The sequence below is a fragment of the Dyella marensis genome (assembly GCF_049532885.1).
GTDB lineage: Bacteria > Pseudomonadota > Gammaproteobacteria > Xanthomonadales > Rhodanobacteraceae > Dyella_D > Dyella_D marensis.
This window is the reverse complement of sequence record NZ_CP064029.1, coordinates 2,610,649-2,625,128: the sequence shown is the minus strand read 5'-3', so window position 1 is coordinate 2,625,128 and position 14,480 is coordinate 2,610,649. Positions and strand designations below refer to the sequence as shown.

Annotated in this window: 14 protein-coding genes; all 14 read left to right on the top strand. The window is 69.7% G+C overall.

Features of this window, described 5'->3' with window-relative positions; translation table 11 throughout:
* Nucleotides 1–38 precede the first annotated feature (38 nt).
* The 14 genes from ISN75_RS11465 to ISN75_RS11400 all read left to right on the top strand — a co-directional run bounded on the left by ISN75_RS11465 (nucleotide 39) and on the right by ISN75_RS11400 (nucleotide 14,456).
* Complete coding sequence (locus ISN75_RS11465) at nucleotides 39–515, top strand: cupin domain-containing protein (RefSeq protein ID WP_343821965.1); 477 nt, start codon at nucleotides 39–41, stop codon at nucleotides 513–515.
* Nucleotides 516–807: 292 nt separating this feature from the next.
* Nucleotides 808–1,794, top strand: a complete 987-nt coding sequence (locus ISN75_RS11460) for a sigma-54 dependent transcriptional regulator (protein WP_343821967.1) — start codon at nucleotides 808–810, stop codon at nucleotides 1,792–1,794.
* A 178-nt stretch (nucleotides 1,795–1,972) separates the two neighbouring features.
* Nucleotides 1,973–2,239: a hypothetical protein gene (locus tag ISN75_RS11455; RefSeq protein ID WP_167258250.1), complete on the top strand. Its 267-nt coding sequence runs from the start codon at nucleotides 1,973–1,975 to the stop codon at nucleotides 2,237–2,239.
* 34 nt (nucleotides 2,240–2,273) lie between these two features.
* Nucleotides 2,274–3,908 carry a phage tail sheath family protein gene (locus tag ISN75_RS11450; RefSeq protein ID WP_167258248.1) on the top strand — a complete coding sequence of 545 codons (1,635 nt, stop codon included), beginning with the start codon at nucleotides 2,274–2,276 and terminating at the stop codon, nucleotides 3,906–3,908.
* 10 nt (nucleotides 3,909–3,918) lie between these two features.
* Nucleotides 3,919–4,446 carry a phage tail protein gene (locus ISN75_RS11445; RefSeq protein WP_167258246.1) on the top strand — a complete coding sequence of 176 codons (528 nt, stop codon included), beginning with the start codon at nucleotides 3,919–3,921 and terminating at the stop codon, nucleotides 4,444–4,446.
* Between the two features lie 10 nt (nucleotides 4,447–4,456).
* Nucleotides 4,457–5,197: a hypothetical protein gene (locus ISN75_RS11440; protein ID WP_343821969.1), complete on the top strand. Its 741-nt coding sequence runs from the start codon at nucleotides 4,457–4,459 to the stop codon at nucleotides 5,195–5,197.
* On the top strand, nucleotides 5,194–5,931 hold the full coding sequence (locus tag ISN75_RS11435; RefSeq protein WP_343821971.1) for a hypothetical protein: 738 nt from the start codon (nucleotides 5,194–5,196) through the stop codon (nucleotides 5,929–5,931). Before ISN75_RS11440 ends, ISN75_RS11435 begins: the two co-directional genes overlap by 4 nt.
* A complete protein-coding gene (locus ISN75_RS11430) occupies nucleotides 5,928–7,172 on the top strand; it encodes a DUF4255 domain-containing protein (RefSeq protein ID WP_343821973.1) in 1,245 nt (414 codons plus the stop codon). The genes ISN75_RS11435 and ISN75_RS11430 overlap by 4 nt, the downstream gene beginning before the upstream one ends.
* Nucleotides 7,169–9,325 carry an ATP-binding protein gene (locus tag ISN75_RS11425; RefSeq protein ID WP_343821975.1) on the top strand — a complete coding sequence of 719 codons (2,157 nt, stop codon included), beginning with the start codon at nucleotides 7,169–7,171 and terminating at the stop codon, nucleotides 9,323–9,325. Before ISN75_RS11430 ends, ISN75_RS11425 begins: the two co-directional genes overlap by 4 nt.
* Nucleotides 9,322–9,600, top strand: a complete 279-nt coding sequence (locus ISN75_RS11420) for a hypothetical protein (protein WP_168648653.1) — start codon at nucleotides 9,322–9,324, stop codon at nucleotides 9,598–9,600. Before ISN75_RS11425 ends, ISN75_RS11420 begins: the two co-directional genes overlap by 4 nt.
* A complete protein-coding gene (locus tag ISN75_RS11415) occupies nucleotides 9,597–11,441 on the top strand; it encodes an eCIS core domain-containing protein (RefSeq protein WP_343821978.1) in 1,845 nt (614 codons plus the stop codon). The genes ISN75_RS11420 and ISN75_RS11415 overlap by 4 nt, the downstream gene beginning before the upstream one ends.
* A gap of 13 nt (nucleotides 11,442–11,454) precedes the next feature.
* A complete protein-coding gene (locus ISN75_RS11410) occupies nucleotides 11,455–12,762 on the top strand; it encodes a DUF4157 domain-containing protein (RefSeq protein ID WP_343821981.1) in 1,308 nt (435 codons plus the stop codon).
* Between the two features lie 9 nt (nucleotides 12,763–12,771).
* Nucleotides 12,772–13,374, top strand: a complete 603-nt coding sequence (locus ISN75_RS11405) for a hypothetical protein (RefSeq protein ID WP_343821984.1) — start codon at nucleotides 12,772–12,774, stop codon at nucleotides 13,372–13,374.
* Nucleotides 13,371–14,456 carry a DUF4157 domain-containing protein gene (locus tag ISN75_RS11400; RefSeq protein WP_343821986.1) on the top strand — a complete coding sequence of 362 codons (1,086 nt, stop codon included), beginning with the start codon at nucleotides 13,371–13,373 and terminating at the stop codon, nucleotides 14,454–14,456. Before ISN75_RS11405 ends, ISN75_RS11400 begins: the two co-directional genes overlap by 4 nt.
* Nucleotides 14,457–14,480 lie beyond the last annotated feature (24 nt).

Genomic DNA, 14,480 nt, shown 5'->3' with positions numbered 1-14,480 from the left:
GCTACTCTTCGCCGCCAAGAACTCAAAGGTCCCCACCTATGCAGCCCAAGGCCGCACTGCTGCTGGCACTTTCCGCTTCCCTCGCTACGCTTGCTCCCGTCGCCGCCAAGGCGGACGACAGCGCGAAAGTCATCGCGCCCTCCGAGCTGCCTTTCATCAAGGTCTCCGCAGGCGTCCGGCTGAAGGAACTCACCGGGCGCGCCGCACCGGCCGGTGCACGCTCCACGCTGGGCAGCGTCGCGCTGTTCGAACTCGATCCGGGCCATGCCAGCGCATGGAGCCACAACAAGGCCGGCGAGGAATCGTTCTTTATCCTCGAAGGACATGGCGAAGTGTGGACCGGCAGCGTCGCACACGCGGTAGGCCCCGGCGACTACATCCTGATCCCGCCCGCCGTCGTGCGCTCCATCCGCGCCAGCAAGGGCGAAGTGCTGAAGTTCTACGCCATCACCACGCCGGCGTGGAGCAAGGACGACGACGTGCTGGTGCCGGCACCCGAGGGTGCGCCCAAGTAAGCGGCGCGAAAGCGCCGGCATCGCTCCCGCCGCGCAAACGCCATATCGCTGCACTGCCGTCTTGACCCGGCGTGCACGGAACCGCGTTACATCGCCACAAAGCACTAGCAAACAAGGCCAGGGAGTAAATGCACACCAGCGCACACTCCTATAACTTTCTACCGATGGGAAACGCTGCGCGCCGCCATGCATACTCGCCGAGGTGGCCGCCCAAGCCCTTGATCTCCGGGGAGTAAAACTCATCGGGCGGCGCGACGTGTCGACGGCGATGGGATCCTAGGGAGAAGGGACGATGCCGGCCATGCTGGGGCAATCCAAGGCGTTCGAGCTGATGCGTGCGCAGCTGCATCGCTACGCCGGCTGCGATGTGCAAGTGCTGATCGAAGGCGAGACGGGTACCGGGAAGGAGCTCGCCGCGCGGGAAATCCATTACGCCAGCGCGCGCAGCGAGCGGCCGTTCGTGCCGGTCAACTGCGGCGCGCTGCCGGACAATCTGATCGAGAACGAACTGTTCGGGCACGAGCGCGGCGCCTATACCGACGCCAAGAGCGCGCAGCCCGGGCTGATCGACCATGCGCGCGGCGGCACCCTGTTCCTGGACGAAGTGGACTCGCTGTCGAGCAAGGCGCAGGTGACCCTGCTGCGCTTTCTGGAAAACAACGAATACCGTCCCGTCGGCGGCGGCGCGGCGCGCGTGTCGAGCGCGCGCGTGGTGGCGGCCACCAATGCCTGCCTCGAAACGCGCGTCGCGGCCGGCCTGTTCCGGCGCGATCTGCAATACCGGCTCAATGCGCTGCATGTATGCCTGCCGCCGCTGCGCGAGCGCGCCGGCGACATTCCGATGCTGGCGCAGCATTTCCTCGCCCAGCTGGCGCAGCGGCTGGATCGTCCGGCCAAGCGCTGGACGGACGAAGCCCTGCGCGTGCTCGACGCGCACGGCTGGCCGGGCAATGTGCGCGAGCTGGAGAACGTGGTGCTGCGCGCTTATCTCGGTACCGAGGGCGCGATGATCGGCGCCTCCATTCTCGACGGGCTGATCGCGCCCGCGGCTTATGTTTCATCCGAGGAGTCGGCGGACATCTTCCTCGAAGACGGTGACCTGCATTACCTGTCCGCGAAGAAGAACGCCATGTGCGCGTTCGAGCGCAGTTATCTGCTCGGGCTGATGAAGCGCACCGCCGGCAATATCAGCGCCGCGGCGCGTCTTTCCGGTACGGAGCGCAGGCAGCTCGGCAAGCTGCTGAAGAAGCACGGCATCGAGACCGGCGGCTTCCGCTAGCCCGCGGCATGCCGCGGAACTCGGGTGCGCTTTGACCCACCCGCGCCCGCGGACCGGGGCAAAGCTCACCCGGCTGGCATCCGGGTCCACGCGCAAATCCCTTGTTTCAAGCCATTTTCGAGCAGGGCGAACGCTGGCACGGCGCTTGCCTCAGTCCTCCTCGACGTGGAGGTGACGCATGAATCCTCGGCAGAACCCGGAGAACGGCTGGCGCGAAGTGGAAGGCGCGGTGCTGGCTTATCTCACGCAGCATCCCGATGCCGCCGACACGCTCGACGGCATCGTGAGCTGGTGGCTGCCGCAGCAGCGCTACGTCACCGAACGCCGACGCATCGAGCAAGCGCTGAGCCACCTGGTCGAGCGCGGCCAGCTGCGGCGCGACCGCCTTCCCGGCGGCGCCGTGCTGTACGCGCTGAACCGCGCGGACCCGGCGCCGCTGCATTGACCGACGCATCCCGCCAACCCTTGAGGAAACAGCCATGCCTGCCACCCTGAGTTATCCAGGCGTCTATATCGAGGAGATTCCCAGCGGTGTCCGCACCATCACCGGCGTGGCCACCTCGATCGCCGCCTTCGTCGGCCGCGCCGCGAAAGGACCGGTCGATGCCGACGCCGACGGCCCGGTCACCATCAACAGCTACGGCGACTACGAGCGCATCTTCGGCGCGCTCGATCCGGCGTATCCCATGGGCTACGCGGTGCGCGACTTCTTCCTCAACGGCGGTGCGCAGGCGGTGATCGTGCGCCTGTACAAGGCCGGCGCGGCCGGCGCCAAGGCGCAGATCACCGCGCCCGGCCTGACCCCGCCCGCCGTCGCGCTGCTGCTGGAAGCCGCCTCGCCGGGCGCCTGGGCCAACAAGCTGCGCGTGCGGGTGGACAACCACGTGTCGGCCGACGTGGCCGCCTTGTACGGCCTCACCCCGGCCGACCTGTTCAACCTCACCGTGCGCGACACGGCCAGCGGCGCGCAGGAAAGCTTCCTCAACGTCACCGTGGTGGAGAGCCCGCGCCGCGTCGACCGCGTGCTGAAGGCCAGCTCCGCGCTGATCCGCCTGCAGGCCGGCGCCACCCTGGGCGCGAAGCCGCCGTCGGCGATGTCGGACACCACCGACGCCGGCAAGACCATCTGGGACGACAACGGCAGCACGCCCGCCGCCGCCACCTCGGTAGCCGTGACCACCGTGGCGCAGGACAGCGAGAAGCTCTCCGCCGATGCCGATTACCTCGGCAACCAGGACGCCAAGACCGGCATCTATGCGCTGAAGAAGGTGGATCTGTTCAACCTGCTGTGCATCCCCGCCGACGTGCGCGGCGGCGATACCAGCAATGGCGTGTACCAGGCGGCGATGGCCTTGTGCGTCGACCGCCGCGCGCTGCTGATCGTGGATGCGCCCGGCGCATGGACCACGCCCAGCTCGATCAATGCCGGCACCGTGTCCGGCCTGGGCCTGACCGGCACCGCCGCGCGCAACGCGGCGCTGTTCTTCCCGCGGGTGATCCAGTCCGACCCGGCGCGGCAGGGCCAGCTCGACACCTTCGTGCCCTGCGGCATCGTGGCCGGCATCATGGCGCGCACCGACACGCAGCGCGGCGTGTGGAAGGCGCCGGCGGGGCTGGATGCATCCTTGAACGGCGTGCAGGGCCTGTCCACGGTGATGACCGATGCCGAGAACGGCATGCTCAATCCGCTGGGCGTCAACTGCCTGCGCAACTTCCCGAACGCGGGGCCGGTGGTGTGGGGTTCGCGCACCTTGCGCGGCGCCGACCTGCTGGCCGACGACTACAAGTACATCCCGGTGCGGCGCCTGGCGCTGTACATCGAGGAAAGCCTGTTCCGCGGCACGCAGTGGGTGGTGTTCGAACCCAACGACGAACCGCTGTGGGCGCAGATCCGCCTCAACGTCGGCGCCTTCATGCAGAACCTGTTCCGCCAGGGCGCGTTCCAGGGCAAGTCGCCGACCGACGCGTACTTCGTCAAATGCGATGGCGAAACCACCACGCAGAACGACATCAACCTGGGCATCGTCAACATCGTGGTCGGCTTCGCGCCGCTCAAGCCCGCCGAGTTCGTGGTCATCCAGCTGCAGCAGATGGCCGGCCAGATCCAGACCTGAGGACAACACCATGGCTCAGTTCAGCGTCAATGCCCAGCGCTTCGATCCGTACAAGAACTTCAAGTTCAGGCTGAAGTGGGACGGCCGCTACGTGGCCGGCATCAGCAAGGTCTCGGGCCTGAAGCGCACCACCGAAGTGGTGAAGCACCGCGAAGGCGGCGACCCCAGCAGCAGCCGCAAGTCGCCGGGGCGTACCGAATACGAGGCGATCACCATCGAACGCGGCGTCACCCACGATCTCGAATTCGAGAAGTGGGCGAACAAGGTCTGGCACTTCGGCGCCGGCCTGGGCGCCGAAGTGTCGCTCAAGGACTTCCGCAAGGACCTGATCCTGGAGGTCTACAACGAGGCCGGCCAGCTGGTGCTGTCCTATCACCTGTATCGCTGCTGGGTGTCGGAATACCAGGCGCTGCCGGACCTGGACGCCAATGCCAATGCCGTGGCCATCCAGCATCTGAAGCTGGAAAACGAAGGCTGGGACCGCGACGTCAGCGTGCAGGAACCGACCGAACCCAGCTTCACGGTGCCGGCGGGCTGAGGCCGTGCGCATGCCGACCGCCGCCGACTGGTTGCGCGCCTGGGAACGCGGCGGGGATGCCTCCGCCGCGGCGCGCAGCCTGTATCTGCTCGGCGCGGCCGACCAGGCCACGGACGAGGACGCGCTGCTGCAGTTGCCATTGGGGCGGCGCGATGCCTTGCTGCTGCGCCTGCACGCGAGGCTGTTCGGGCGGCGGCTGGATGGCGTGGCGCACTGCCCGGCGTGCAAGGCGGTGGTCGAGGTCAGCTTCGATGCGCATGCGCTGCTGACCGGGCCGGATGCCGGCGACGACACCTCCGCCGGTGTATTCGAACTGCAATCGGCGGCGCACGACCTGCGCGTGCGTTTTCGCCCGGTGAACTGCGCCGACCTGCTGGCACTGCAGGATTGCGCCGACCTGATCGATGCCCGCGGCCTGCTGCTGCAACGCTGCGTGATCGAAACGACGAAGCTGTCGAGCGCTGCCCCGGCCAGCCTGCCGGAATCGCTGCAGGCGGAACTGGCCCAGGCCATGGCCGCCGCCGATCCGCAGGCCGACCTGCAGCTGGCCTTCCATTGCCCCGAATGCGCGCACGACTGGGAACCGGCCTTCGATATCGCCCGCTTCCTGTGGCAGGAACTGCACGCCTGGGCGCTGCGCCTGCTGCGCGACGTGGACACGCTGGCACGCCACTACCACTGGAGCGAAGCGGACATCCTCGCGATGACGCCGCGCCGCCGCCAGGCCTACCTGGAGCAATGCGCGCCGTGAGCGACTTCCTCGACCGTGTGGCTACGCGCGCGCTCGGCAGCGAATCGATGCTGTCGCCGCGGCTGCCGTCGCTGTTCGAGCCGGCGGGACGGGGTGGGGCGGCCGTCACCGAGGAGTCGGTGCAGATCCAGGCGGCGCCGGCGGTCGAGCGAACGCAGGAGCAGGCCGTGCCGAACGTGCGCCGGATCGAGAGCAAAGTGCTCGCGCAGGCACCGGAACTGGCGCCGGCGCGCTCATCTGCGCACGCTTCTATGGCGCAGGCCGACAGGCACGAGCACAGCATCGTCACGGAAGAAGTGCGCTTGTTTTCTTCGAGCAAGCCGTCCGTGCGCGAAGCGGCCATCGAGCCGGCATCGCCGCGGACGGTTTCGCGCCAGGAGCCTGCCTCCACCGGCGAGCTTCAGCCGCTGAAAGAAACCCGCATCCTGCGCGAACGCACCACCATCGAGACCTCGCACGAAGAAGCACCCGGCGAACTGTTGCCGCCGGGCCAGCCCGTCTTCGCCACCCGGCCCGAAGCCGACGCGCGGCGCACGAACGCATCGTCGCCCGCACCGGCGAAAGCACTGGCCGGCACGGCGCAGCCGTCCAGCGAACCGGCCGTGCACGTCAGCATCGGCCGGCTGGAAGTGCGCGCCGCACCCACGAACGCCACGGCGCCGCGCGCTGCGGCGCCGTCACGTCCCAGCGCGCTCGACGACTACCTGCGCCAGCGCGGCGGAACCAAGCCATGAGCAATGTCCTCGCCATCGCCGCCGCCACCCGCACCCTGCGCAATGTGCTGCTGGCCCGCATGCCGCTGCTGGATACCGACCTGGGCGACCTGGAGGTGACCCTGCAGCCGCTGGACGTCGCGCGCAAAGGCATCACCAAGGCCCAGCTCAACCTGTTCCTGTACCAGGTCATCTACAACGCCGGCTGGCGCAATATGGACATGCCCGGCCGCGTGCGCCCCGGCGAAACGGCGCAGCCGGCGCTGGCGCTGAACCTGCATTACCTGATCACCGCCTGGGGCCGCGGCGACAGCGACAACGACGCGGTCAGCCACCGCGTGCTGGCGGCGGCGATGAGCACGCTGCACGACCGCCCGCTGCTCGACGCCGACGACATCCGCAACGCCTTGCTCGGCAACGACCTGGCCGACCAGATCGAACGCGTGCGCCTGACGCCGCTGCCGCAGAGTGTGGAAGAGCTCTCCAAGCTGTGGACCGCGTTCCAGACCAACTACCGCGTCTCCGCCGCCTACGAGGCGACCGTGCTGCTGATCGACAGCCAGGCGCCATCGCGCGCCAGCCTGCCGGTGCTGCGCCGCGGGCCGCAGGATCGCGGCGTGACCAGCACGGCATCCACGGCGCCGGCACTCAGCAGCGTGGCGCTGCCGAATGCGCAGGCGGCGGCCAGGCTCGGCGACGATCTGGTGCTCAGCGGCAGCCAGCTCAGCACCGCCAACGCGGTGGCGCGCTTCAACAGCCTGCGGCTCGATGCGCCGGTGGACGTGGTGCCGGCCGCGGGCCCGGCAGCGGGCAGCTTGCAGGTGCATCTGGCCGACAGCGCCGAGGATGCGCAGGCGCCGTCGCGCTGGGCGCCGGGCATCTACACGCTGTCGCTGCTGGTGCAGTCGCCGGGCCTGCCCGCGCTGCTCAGCAACGAACTGCCGCTGGCGCTGGCGCCGGCGATCACGCTGACGCCGCGCACCGGTTCGCCCGGCACGCAGCATCTGAATCTGACCTGCCTGCCGCGCATCCGCGACGGGCAGCGCGTGTTCCTGCTGTTCGGCGACCAGCTGGTGACGCCGACCAGCATCACCAACCCGGCCGATCCGGCCCAGCCCACCGCGCTGGTTTTCGATGTGCCCGGCGTGGCTGCCGGCACCTATACGGTGCGCCTGCGCGTCGACGGCGCCGACAGCATTCCGGTCGATTTCAGCGGCCCGTTGCCGGCCTTCGACAGCCTTCAGCAAGTGGTGGTGTCATGAGCGATTACGCGCAATGGCTCGCCGAGAACGATAAATACCTGGCCGATGCGCTGGCCGACCTGCGCGCGCGGCTGCAGCGCGCCGCGGGGCAGGAGGCGGCGCCGTCGAATGGCGCGCGCAACGTGCCGGCGATTCCCGCGACGGTGGCGCCGGCGCCCGAAGCCACTGCAGCTCGGCATACGTCATGGTTGTCCCGCGTGTTCGGCGAGCACCCGGCGGCGCAGGCTGCGCCATTGGCAACGACGGACACGGTGCCACCGGAGGTGCAGGCGGCCGAACCGCCGCCCGCGGCGATCGCCGTCGACACCGCGGCCGATCCCGCACAGGCGCCGGCCTTCGCCCCTGCGCTGCAACTGCTGGCCCAGCGCCTGGGCCTGTCCGACTTCGAACGCGATCTGCTGCTGCTGTGCATCGGCATGGAACTGGATACGCGCATGCCCGCGCTGTGCGCGCAGGCCCAGCACGATCCCGCCAAGCCCTGGCCGACCTTCGCGCTCGCCTTCGCCGTGCTGGACCAGCCGAGCTGGGACGCGCTCTCGCCCGAACGCCCGCTGCGCTACTGGCGCCTGCTGGAGATCCACCAGCCGGGGCCGCAGCCGCTGATCGGCGCCGCGCTGAGCGCGGACGAGCGCATCGTCAATTTCGCCAAGGGCCTGAACTACGTCGACGACCGCCTGATGCCGCTGCTGACGCCGTTGAACACGGACAGCCTGCCGCCTTCGCAGCAAGCCGTGGCCGACCGCCTGCTCGACAACCTGCGCCACATGCCGTTCGGCGAACCCTTGCCCACGGTGCAGCTGGTCGGCGTGGACAGCACCAGCAAGCAGGCGATCGCACAGACGGTGGCGGCCGGCTTCGGTGCGCAGGCGTTTCGTCTGTCGGCGCAGCTGCTGCCGCAGGGCATCGCCGAACAGGAGGCCCTGGTGCGCCTGTGGCGGCGCGAGAGCCTGCTGATGCCGGTGGCGCTGTATATCGACGCTTCCGCCATCGACGGCGCGGATGCGGCTTCCGGCCCGATCCGCCGTTTCCTGGCGCGCGCCGGCGGCCTGCTGTTCATCGATACGCGCGAGCCGTGGAACGACAACGGCACACATGCATTGAGTGCCGACGTGACCCGACCCACCTCGCTGGAACAGCGCAGCGTGTGGCAGCACCTGCTGGGCGAAGGCGCGGAGCAGCATTCGCGCCAGCTGGCCAGCCATTTCGATTTCAATCTCGGCAAGATCGGGCAGATCGCGCATACCGCGCTGGCCGCGACCGGACAGAAGGCCGAAGGCCTGGGCGAAGCGCTGTGGCAGGGCGCGCTGGCGCGCACGCGGCCGGCGCTGGACCAGCTGGCGCAGCGCATCGAGCCCAAGGCGGGCTGGGACGACCTCAAGCTGCCGGACAGCGAGAAGAACCTGCTGCGCGAAATCGCCGACCAGGTCGCGCAGCGCAGCGTGGTCTACGACGACTGGGGCTTCCGCGAACGCATGAACCGCGGGCTTTCCATCAGCGCGCTGTTCGCCGGCGAGAGCGGCACCGGCAAGACCATGGCGGCCGAAGTGATCGCCAACGAACTGGGCCTGCCGCTGTACCGCATCGATCTCTCGGCCGTGGTCAGCAAGTACATCGGCGACACCGAGAAGAACCTGCGCAAGCTGTTCGACGCGGCGGAAGAGGGCGGCGCGATCCTGTTCTTCGACGAGGCCGACGCGCTGTTCGGACGCCGCAGCGAAGTGAAGGACAGCCACGACCGCTACGCCAATATCGAAGTGAACTACCTGCTGCAGCGGCTGGAGAGCTTCCGCGGCCTGGCCATCCTGGCCACCAACATGAAGAGCGCGCTGGACACGGCTTTTCTGCGCCGCATCCGTTTCGTGGTGAACTTCCCGTTCCCCGGCGTGGCCGAGCGCAAGGCGATGTGGGCCTCGGCCTTTCCCGCCAAGGTGGCCACCGCCGCGCTGGACATCGAGCGCCTGGCCAAGCTGGCGCTGACCGGCGGCAGCATCCAGGGCATCGCCTTGAACGCAGCGTTCCTGGCCGCCAGGCACGGCGTGCAGGTGACCATGCCGCTGCTGCTGGACGCCGCGCGCAACGAGTTCCGCAAGCTGGAGAAGCCGGTCAACGAAGCGGACTTCCGCTGGCTGGGCAGTGCGGGAGGACAGCCGTGAGCATCGCCCTGCATATCGAGCGGCTGGTGATCGACGAGGCCGTGCTGGGCGGCGAACGCGCCGCCGACGTGCGGCTACTGCTTGAACGGGAACTGGCGCGGCAACTCGCGCAGCCGGGGGCGATGGATGCGCTGCGCCATGTCGGCGCCGTCAGCGCGCTGCCTTCCGCGGCGCTGCCCGCGCCGGTTCGAGGTCAGGAGCGGCTTGGTTCCCGCCTCGCCGCGGCAGTGGGGCAAAGCCTCGCCGCCGCCTTGCCGGCGGTGGAGCGGACATGAACCGGCCTCTTGCCAACGCAAAGCTCGCGCCGGCTCCATCCGCCGCTGTCGCCAGCCCCGTGCTGCGGCGCAAATGCGCCTGCGGCAGCCACGCGGCCGGCGGCGAATGCGAGAGCTGCAAGCAGCGTGTGCATCGCAAGGAGCGCGCCGGGGCATCCGCGCAGCAGGCGGCGGTGCCGGGGATCGTGCACGACGTGCTGGGCACGCCCGGGCGGCCGCTGGATGCCGCGGCGCGCGCCTGGATGGAGCCGCGCTTCGGCCACGATTTCAGCGGCGTGCGCGTGCATACGGATGGGCAGGCGGCGGCGTCCGCGCGTTCGGTCGGCGCACGGGCGTATGCCGTGGGCCAGCACCTAGTGTTCGACCACCGGCAGTACGCGCCGCATACGCCGGACGGCCGGCATCTGCTTGCGCACGAGCTGGCCCACACCATCCAGGACGCGGGCGGCGGCGGACTGCATCCGAAGCTGCAGCTGGGTGCGGCCGACGACGCCAGCGAGCGCGCCGCCGACCGCGCCGCGGATGCGGTGGCGCAGGGCCGGCGCGCCTACGTGGCGCCGGCGGCCGGCGGCGTGATCCGCCGGCAGATCGCCGAGTGCTATGCCAGCGCCGGCAAGGACGACATGCAGAAAGTGGTGCGCTGCCCGGACATGTCGGAAACCGAAGTGACCATGGTCGATTCCACCGACAAGCCCGAGCCCAAGGCCACGATTTCCGCGGTGCCCGGCTACGACTCGCAGAACGTCTTCGTCGACATCACTTACTGCCGCGGCAAGACCAGCGTCACCATCTCGCCCTCCGCCAGCCTGCCCGCCACCGTGGCGCAGGCGATCGGCAACGTGCTGTCGGGCAAGGATCCGGTCAAGAGCGGCCGGCTCACCGCGGGGCTCGGCATCGAGGTCGCGGTCAGCGACAAGGTCACCGTCACCATCGGCCCCACCATCACCGCCGGCGTATCCGGCAAGCCGACCTATGGCGGCGGCGTGCAGGTCAAGACGCCGTACGGCGGCTTCGGCGCGCAGGGCCAGTACGACGCGGAGCAGAAGCAGGGCGGCATCAGCTTCAGCTACACGCCTGGCGACAAGCCGAAGAACGTCGACTGCCACACCGTGCGCCACTACGTGACCCTGGCCTGCGCCAAGGTCACGCGCAAGCCGGCCGACCCCGGACAGCCCGAGCTCAAGGGTCCGGATCCTCAAGTGCGGCGCGTGTACTTCGACTATGCCAAGGACACCATCCGCCAGGATTTCCACCTGCCCGACGACATCGAGACACTGGCCGCCAAGGGCTACCGCGTCACCGCGGTGCAGGGCTTCACCTCGCCGGAAGGCCCGCGCGGGCGCGAGCACGAGCCGTCCTTTATCGGCAACGACCGACTGTCGGTGAAGCGCGCGGAAGCGGCGCTCCGCTGGCTGCAGGATCCGAAGGTATGCCCGCATTGCGATACCTCGGGCGTCAAGGCGGACGGCCAGAGCGAGCTGCCGCCGCTGCAGGGCAAGCAGAAGCCCGAGCCGGTGGGCCGCCCGATGGAAGAAGACGCGGTGAAGGAGTACCTGGGCGAGAAGCCCGGCAGCACGGCCGATCCGACGGCGCCCAAGGCCGGCCCCGAGCGCGATGCGTTCAAGGCGCAGCCGTTCAAGGCGCAGCGCGACCAGGCCTTCGATTTCATGCGGCGCGCCGACATCACCCTGGTCGGCAGCAAGGTGACCCAGGAGTTCAAGCCGGCAAAACCCGAAGAGGTCACGCGCGACCCGGTCGCGTGCGACGAGAAAGTGATCAATGCGGCGCGCAAGGCCTTCGGCATCGCGCCGTCCACCGTGGTCGAAACCACCAAGCCTTGAGAGGGCCGCCACGATGCCAAGCGCCGACAAATCAGCGATCGCCAGGCAGAGCTTTACGCCTGCGCTCACCCGCGCGCCGGTCGGTCTGCACCGCAAATGCGGCTGCGGCAAATCCACGCCGGGCGGCGGCCAGTGCAGCGAATGCGCGCAGAAGAAGGCCAGCCTGCAGCGGCGCGCGCAGCGCGACGTGGCCAGCGGCGTCGCCCCGGCCAGCGTGCATGCGGAACTGGCCCGCGGCGGACAGCCGCTGGATCGCGCCACGCGCAGCTTCATGGAGCCGCGCTTCGGCCACGACTTCAGCCACGTGCGCGTGCATGCGTCGCCGCAGGCCGCGGAAACGGCGGCCGACGTCGGCGCCTCCGCGTACACCGTGGGGCCGCATATCGTGTTCGGTCAGGGCGGCTATGCGCCGTCGACGCATACGGGCCGCCAGCTGCTTGCGCATGAACTGGCGCACGTGGTGCAGCAGGGCGGTGCGCAGAGCCTGCAGCGCTCCGGCGGGCAGGTGGGCGACACGCCGTCGATGGCTGGCGGCAACGGCCTGCGCATCGGCAGCGCGGACGATCCGCTGGAAGGCGAGGCGGATGCGGCGGCGCACCGGGTGATGAGCGGCGCGAATGCGGGTACCGGGTTTGCCGCGGCGCCGCTGAGCCTGGCGCGTGCGCCGATCCTGCGCCGGCGGCTGGTGGTCAATCCCGGCGATTCGATTCCGATGCCGGCGGGCGCGGCGGGGCCGGAGCAACCCTTGACCAATGCGGTGCAGAACCTGATGCATGAAGTCTGCCCCGACGGCCAGTTCGTGGTGGATCCGGCGACCGGCGTGGCCAGCGCGGGCGCGGCCAATTTCTGCGCCACGCCTGCGCCGGCCGCTCCGGCGAAATCGCCGGCCAATTCCAGCACGCCGGTGGGTTGCCGTTGTCTGTGCGACGTCATCAACAACACCGAAACCACCACGATTGCCTTTCAGGCCGGGCCGCCGGGCACCAGCCGCACGGTCGATCAGCAAGGGCGCGTGCAGGGTGAGGCGGGGCGCCGCACCAGTCCGACCGTCAATGTCGATCCGCGCTTCCAGGGCCAGTACAAGATCAACGGACGCTGGGTGGATATTCCGTTCCATCTGATCTTCGCCCACGAAGTCTGCGGGCACGCACTGCCGAAGATGCAGGGCACGCATGCGGCGCGCGGCCCGACGCCGCCGGGCGGCACGCCGCCGTCGGAACAGCACGCCGTCGACGTCGAACGCGATATCGCCGCCGAGCACTCGCCGGCCCTGCCGCGCCGCCCCGACGACTACGGCGGCGACGCGCGCGAGCGGCCCTGAGGCGCAGCCATGAACGCACCGTCATCCATGCAAGCCCGCCTGGAAGTCCTGCGACAGGACCTGCCGGATCCGTTCGCCCTGCGCACGGGCCTGGGTGCCTTCTTCGCGCTGCCCCGCGTGCGCGAGCTGCTCGCCGACGGCACGGCCGGCGAGCAACTGCTCGATTACCTGGAACACCAGCCCGAGCCCGCGCTCGCGCGCGTCGCGGTGATCCTGCTTTCGCGCTGCCTCACGGACGCGTTGTACCGGCGCCTGCTGGCCGTGCTGGAACGCGCGGACAAGGAACTGACCGAAGCCTGCGACGCCGGCCTGTGGCTGCTGCCGGTGGATCAGGCCGCGCTGGCGCGGGAGCTGGTGGGCATGACCAGCACCGGCCAGCCGTTTCCGCTGCTGCTGCTACAGCGTCCCATCGCCGCCGAAGTGCGCGCATCGCTGGAGCATTTCATCCGCCTCGGCAAGCTGCCGCTGAGCCTGTACGCGCTGTATGCGTATGCCTATGTGCCCAGGCCGCGCGACCAGGCGCTGCTGCTCCAGTGGAAGCAGTCCGGCCAGGCCGACGCCGCCACCGTGCGGCTGCTCGACCAGCTGCTGCACGAGGAGGGCCGGCCATGAGCGAGCGCGCCGCCAAGAGCCAGGCTGCGCAGGCCGTGAAGAGCACGGCGGCGAACGGCGCGGCGGCGGGCCACCTGCTGCAGCGCAAATGCGCTTGCGGCACGCATACCCCGGGCGGCGGCCAGTGCCGCGCCTGCAGCGAGCGCGAGGCCGGGCCGCATGCGGAACACGCGGCCGCCGAACCGGTGCCGGCTTCCGTCCACGATGCGCTGGCCAGCGGCGGCCGTCCGCTGGACGATCGCGCCCGCCGCTTCTTCGAGCCGCGCTTCGGCCGGAACCTCGGCGGCGTGCGCATCCATACCGACGGCAGCGCCGCGCGCTCGGCCAGGGACGTGGATGCGCAGGCCTATACCGCTGGCCGGCATATCGTGTTCGCCGACGGCAAGTACGCGCCGGAATCGCTGATGGGCAGCTTCCTGCTCGCGCACGAGCTCTCGCACGTGATGCAGCAGCGCCAGCAGGACGTGCGTCCGCAGGCGATCGGCAACCGCAACGATGCCTTCGAGCACGAGGCCGACCGCACGGCGATGGACGTGCTGACGCGGCCGGTCTCGTCGGTGGCGCCGATGGTCGGCACCGATCCGTCCGCCACCTTGCGCCGCGGCTGGCCGCTGGTGGCGGCCGGCGTGGTCGGCGTCGGCGCCGCGCTCTATGCGGCATGGGCCTATCACTGCCTGACGCCGCTGGAGCGTCCGATGTACGACGCCACCTTCGGCGATCCGGTGAACCGCACCGGCGGCTTCCGGCTCTGGTACTACAACCAGACCCACGCGCCGATTTCGAGCAATGTGTGGGACGCCTTCGGCCACTGCTGGATCGCCTGCGCCTCGACCAAGCGCTGCGGCGCCTTCACCGCCAGGCTGGCCGGCAGTTCGCGCGAGTTCTACCGCGAGTACATCGACAGCAGTCCGCACGACAGCTACGCGCAGGACATCAACAACCAGCGGCTGGGCCGCGGCTTCGGCAGCAATGGCGACGACTGCGATACCGCCTGCCGCAATGCGGCGCTGCCGGGCGGGGCGATGGACCTGAGCGCGCCGGCAGCGACGCATTGGGATCCGGTCAACGGAGATACCGCTTGAAACGCGATCAATCGTGCGCGCTCG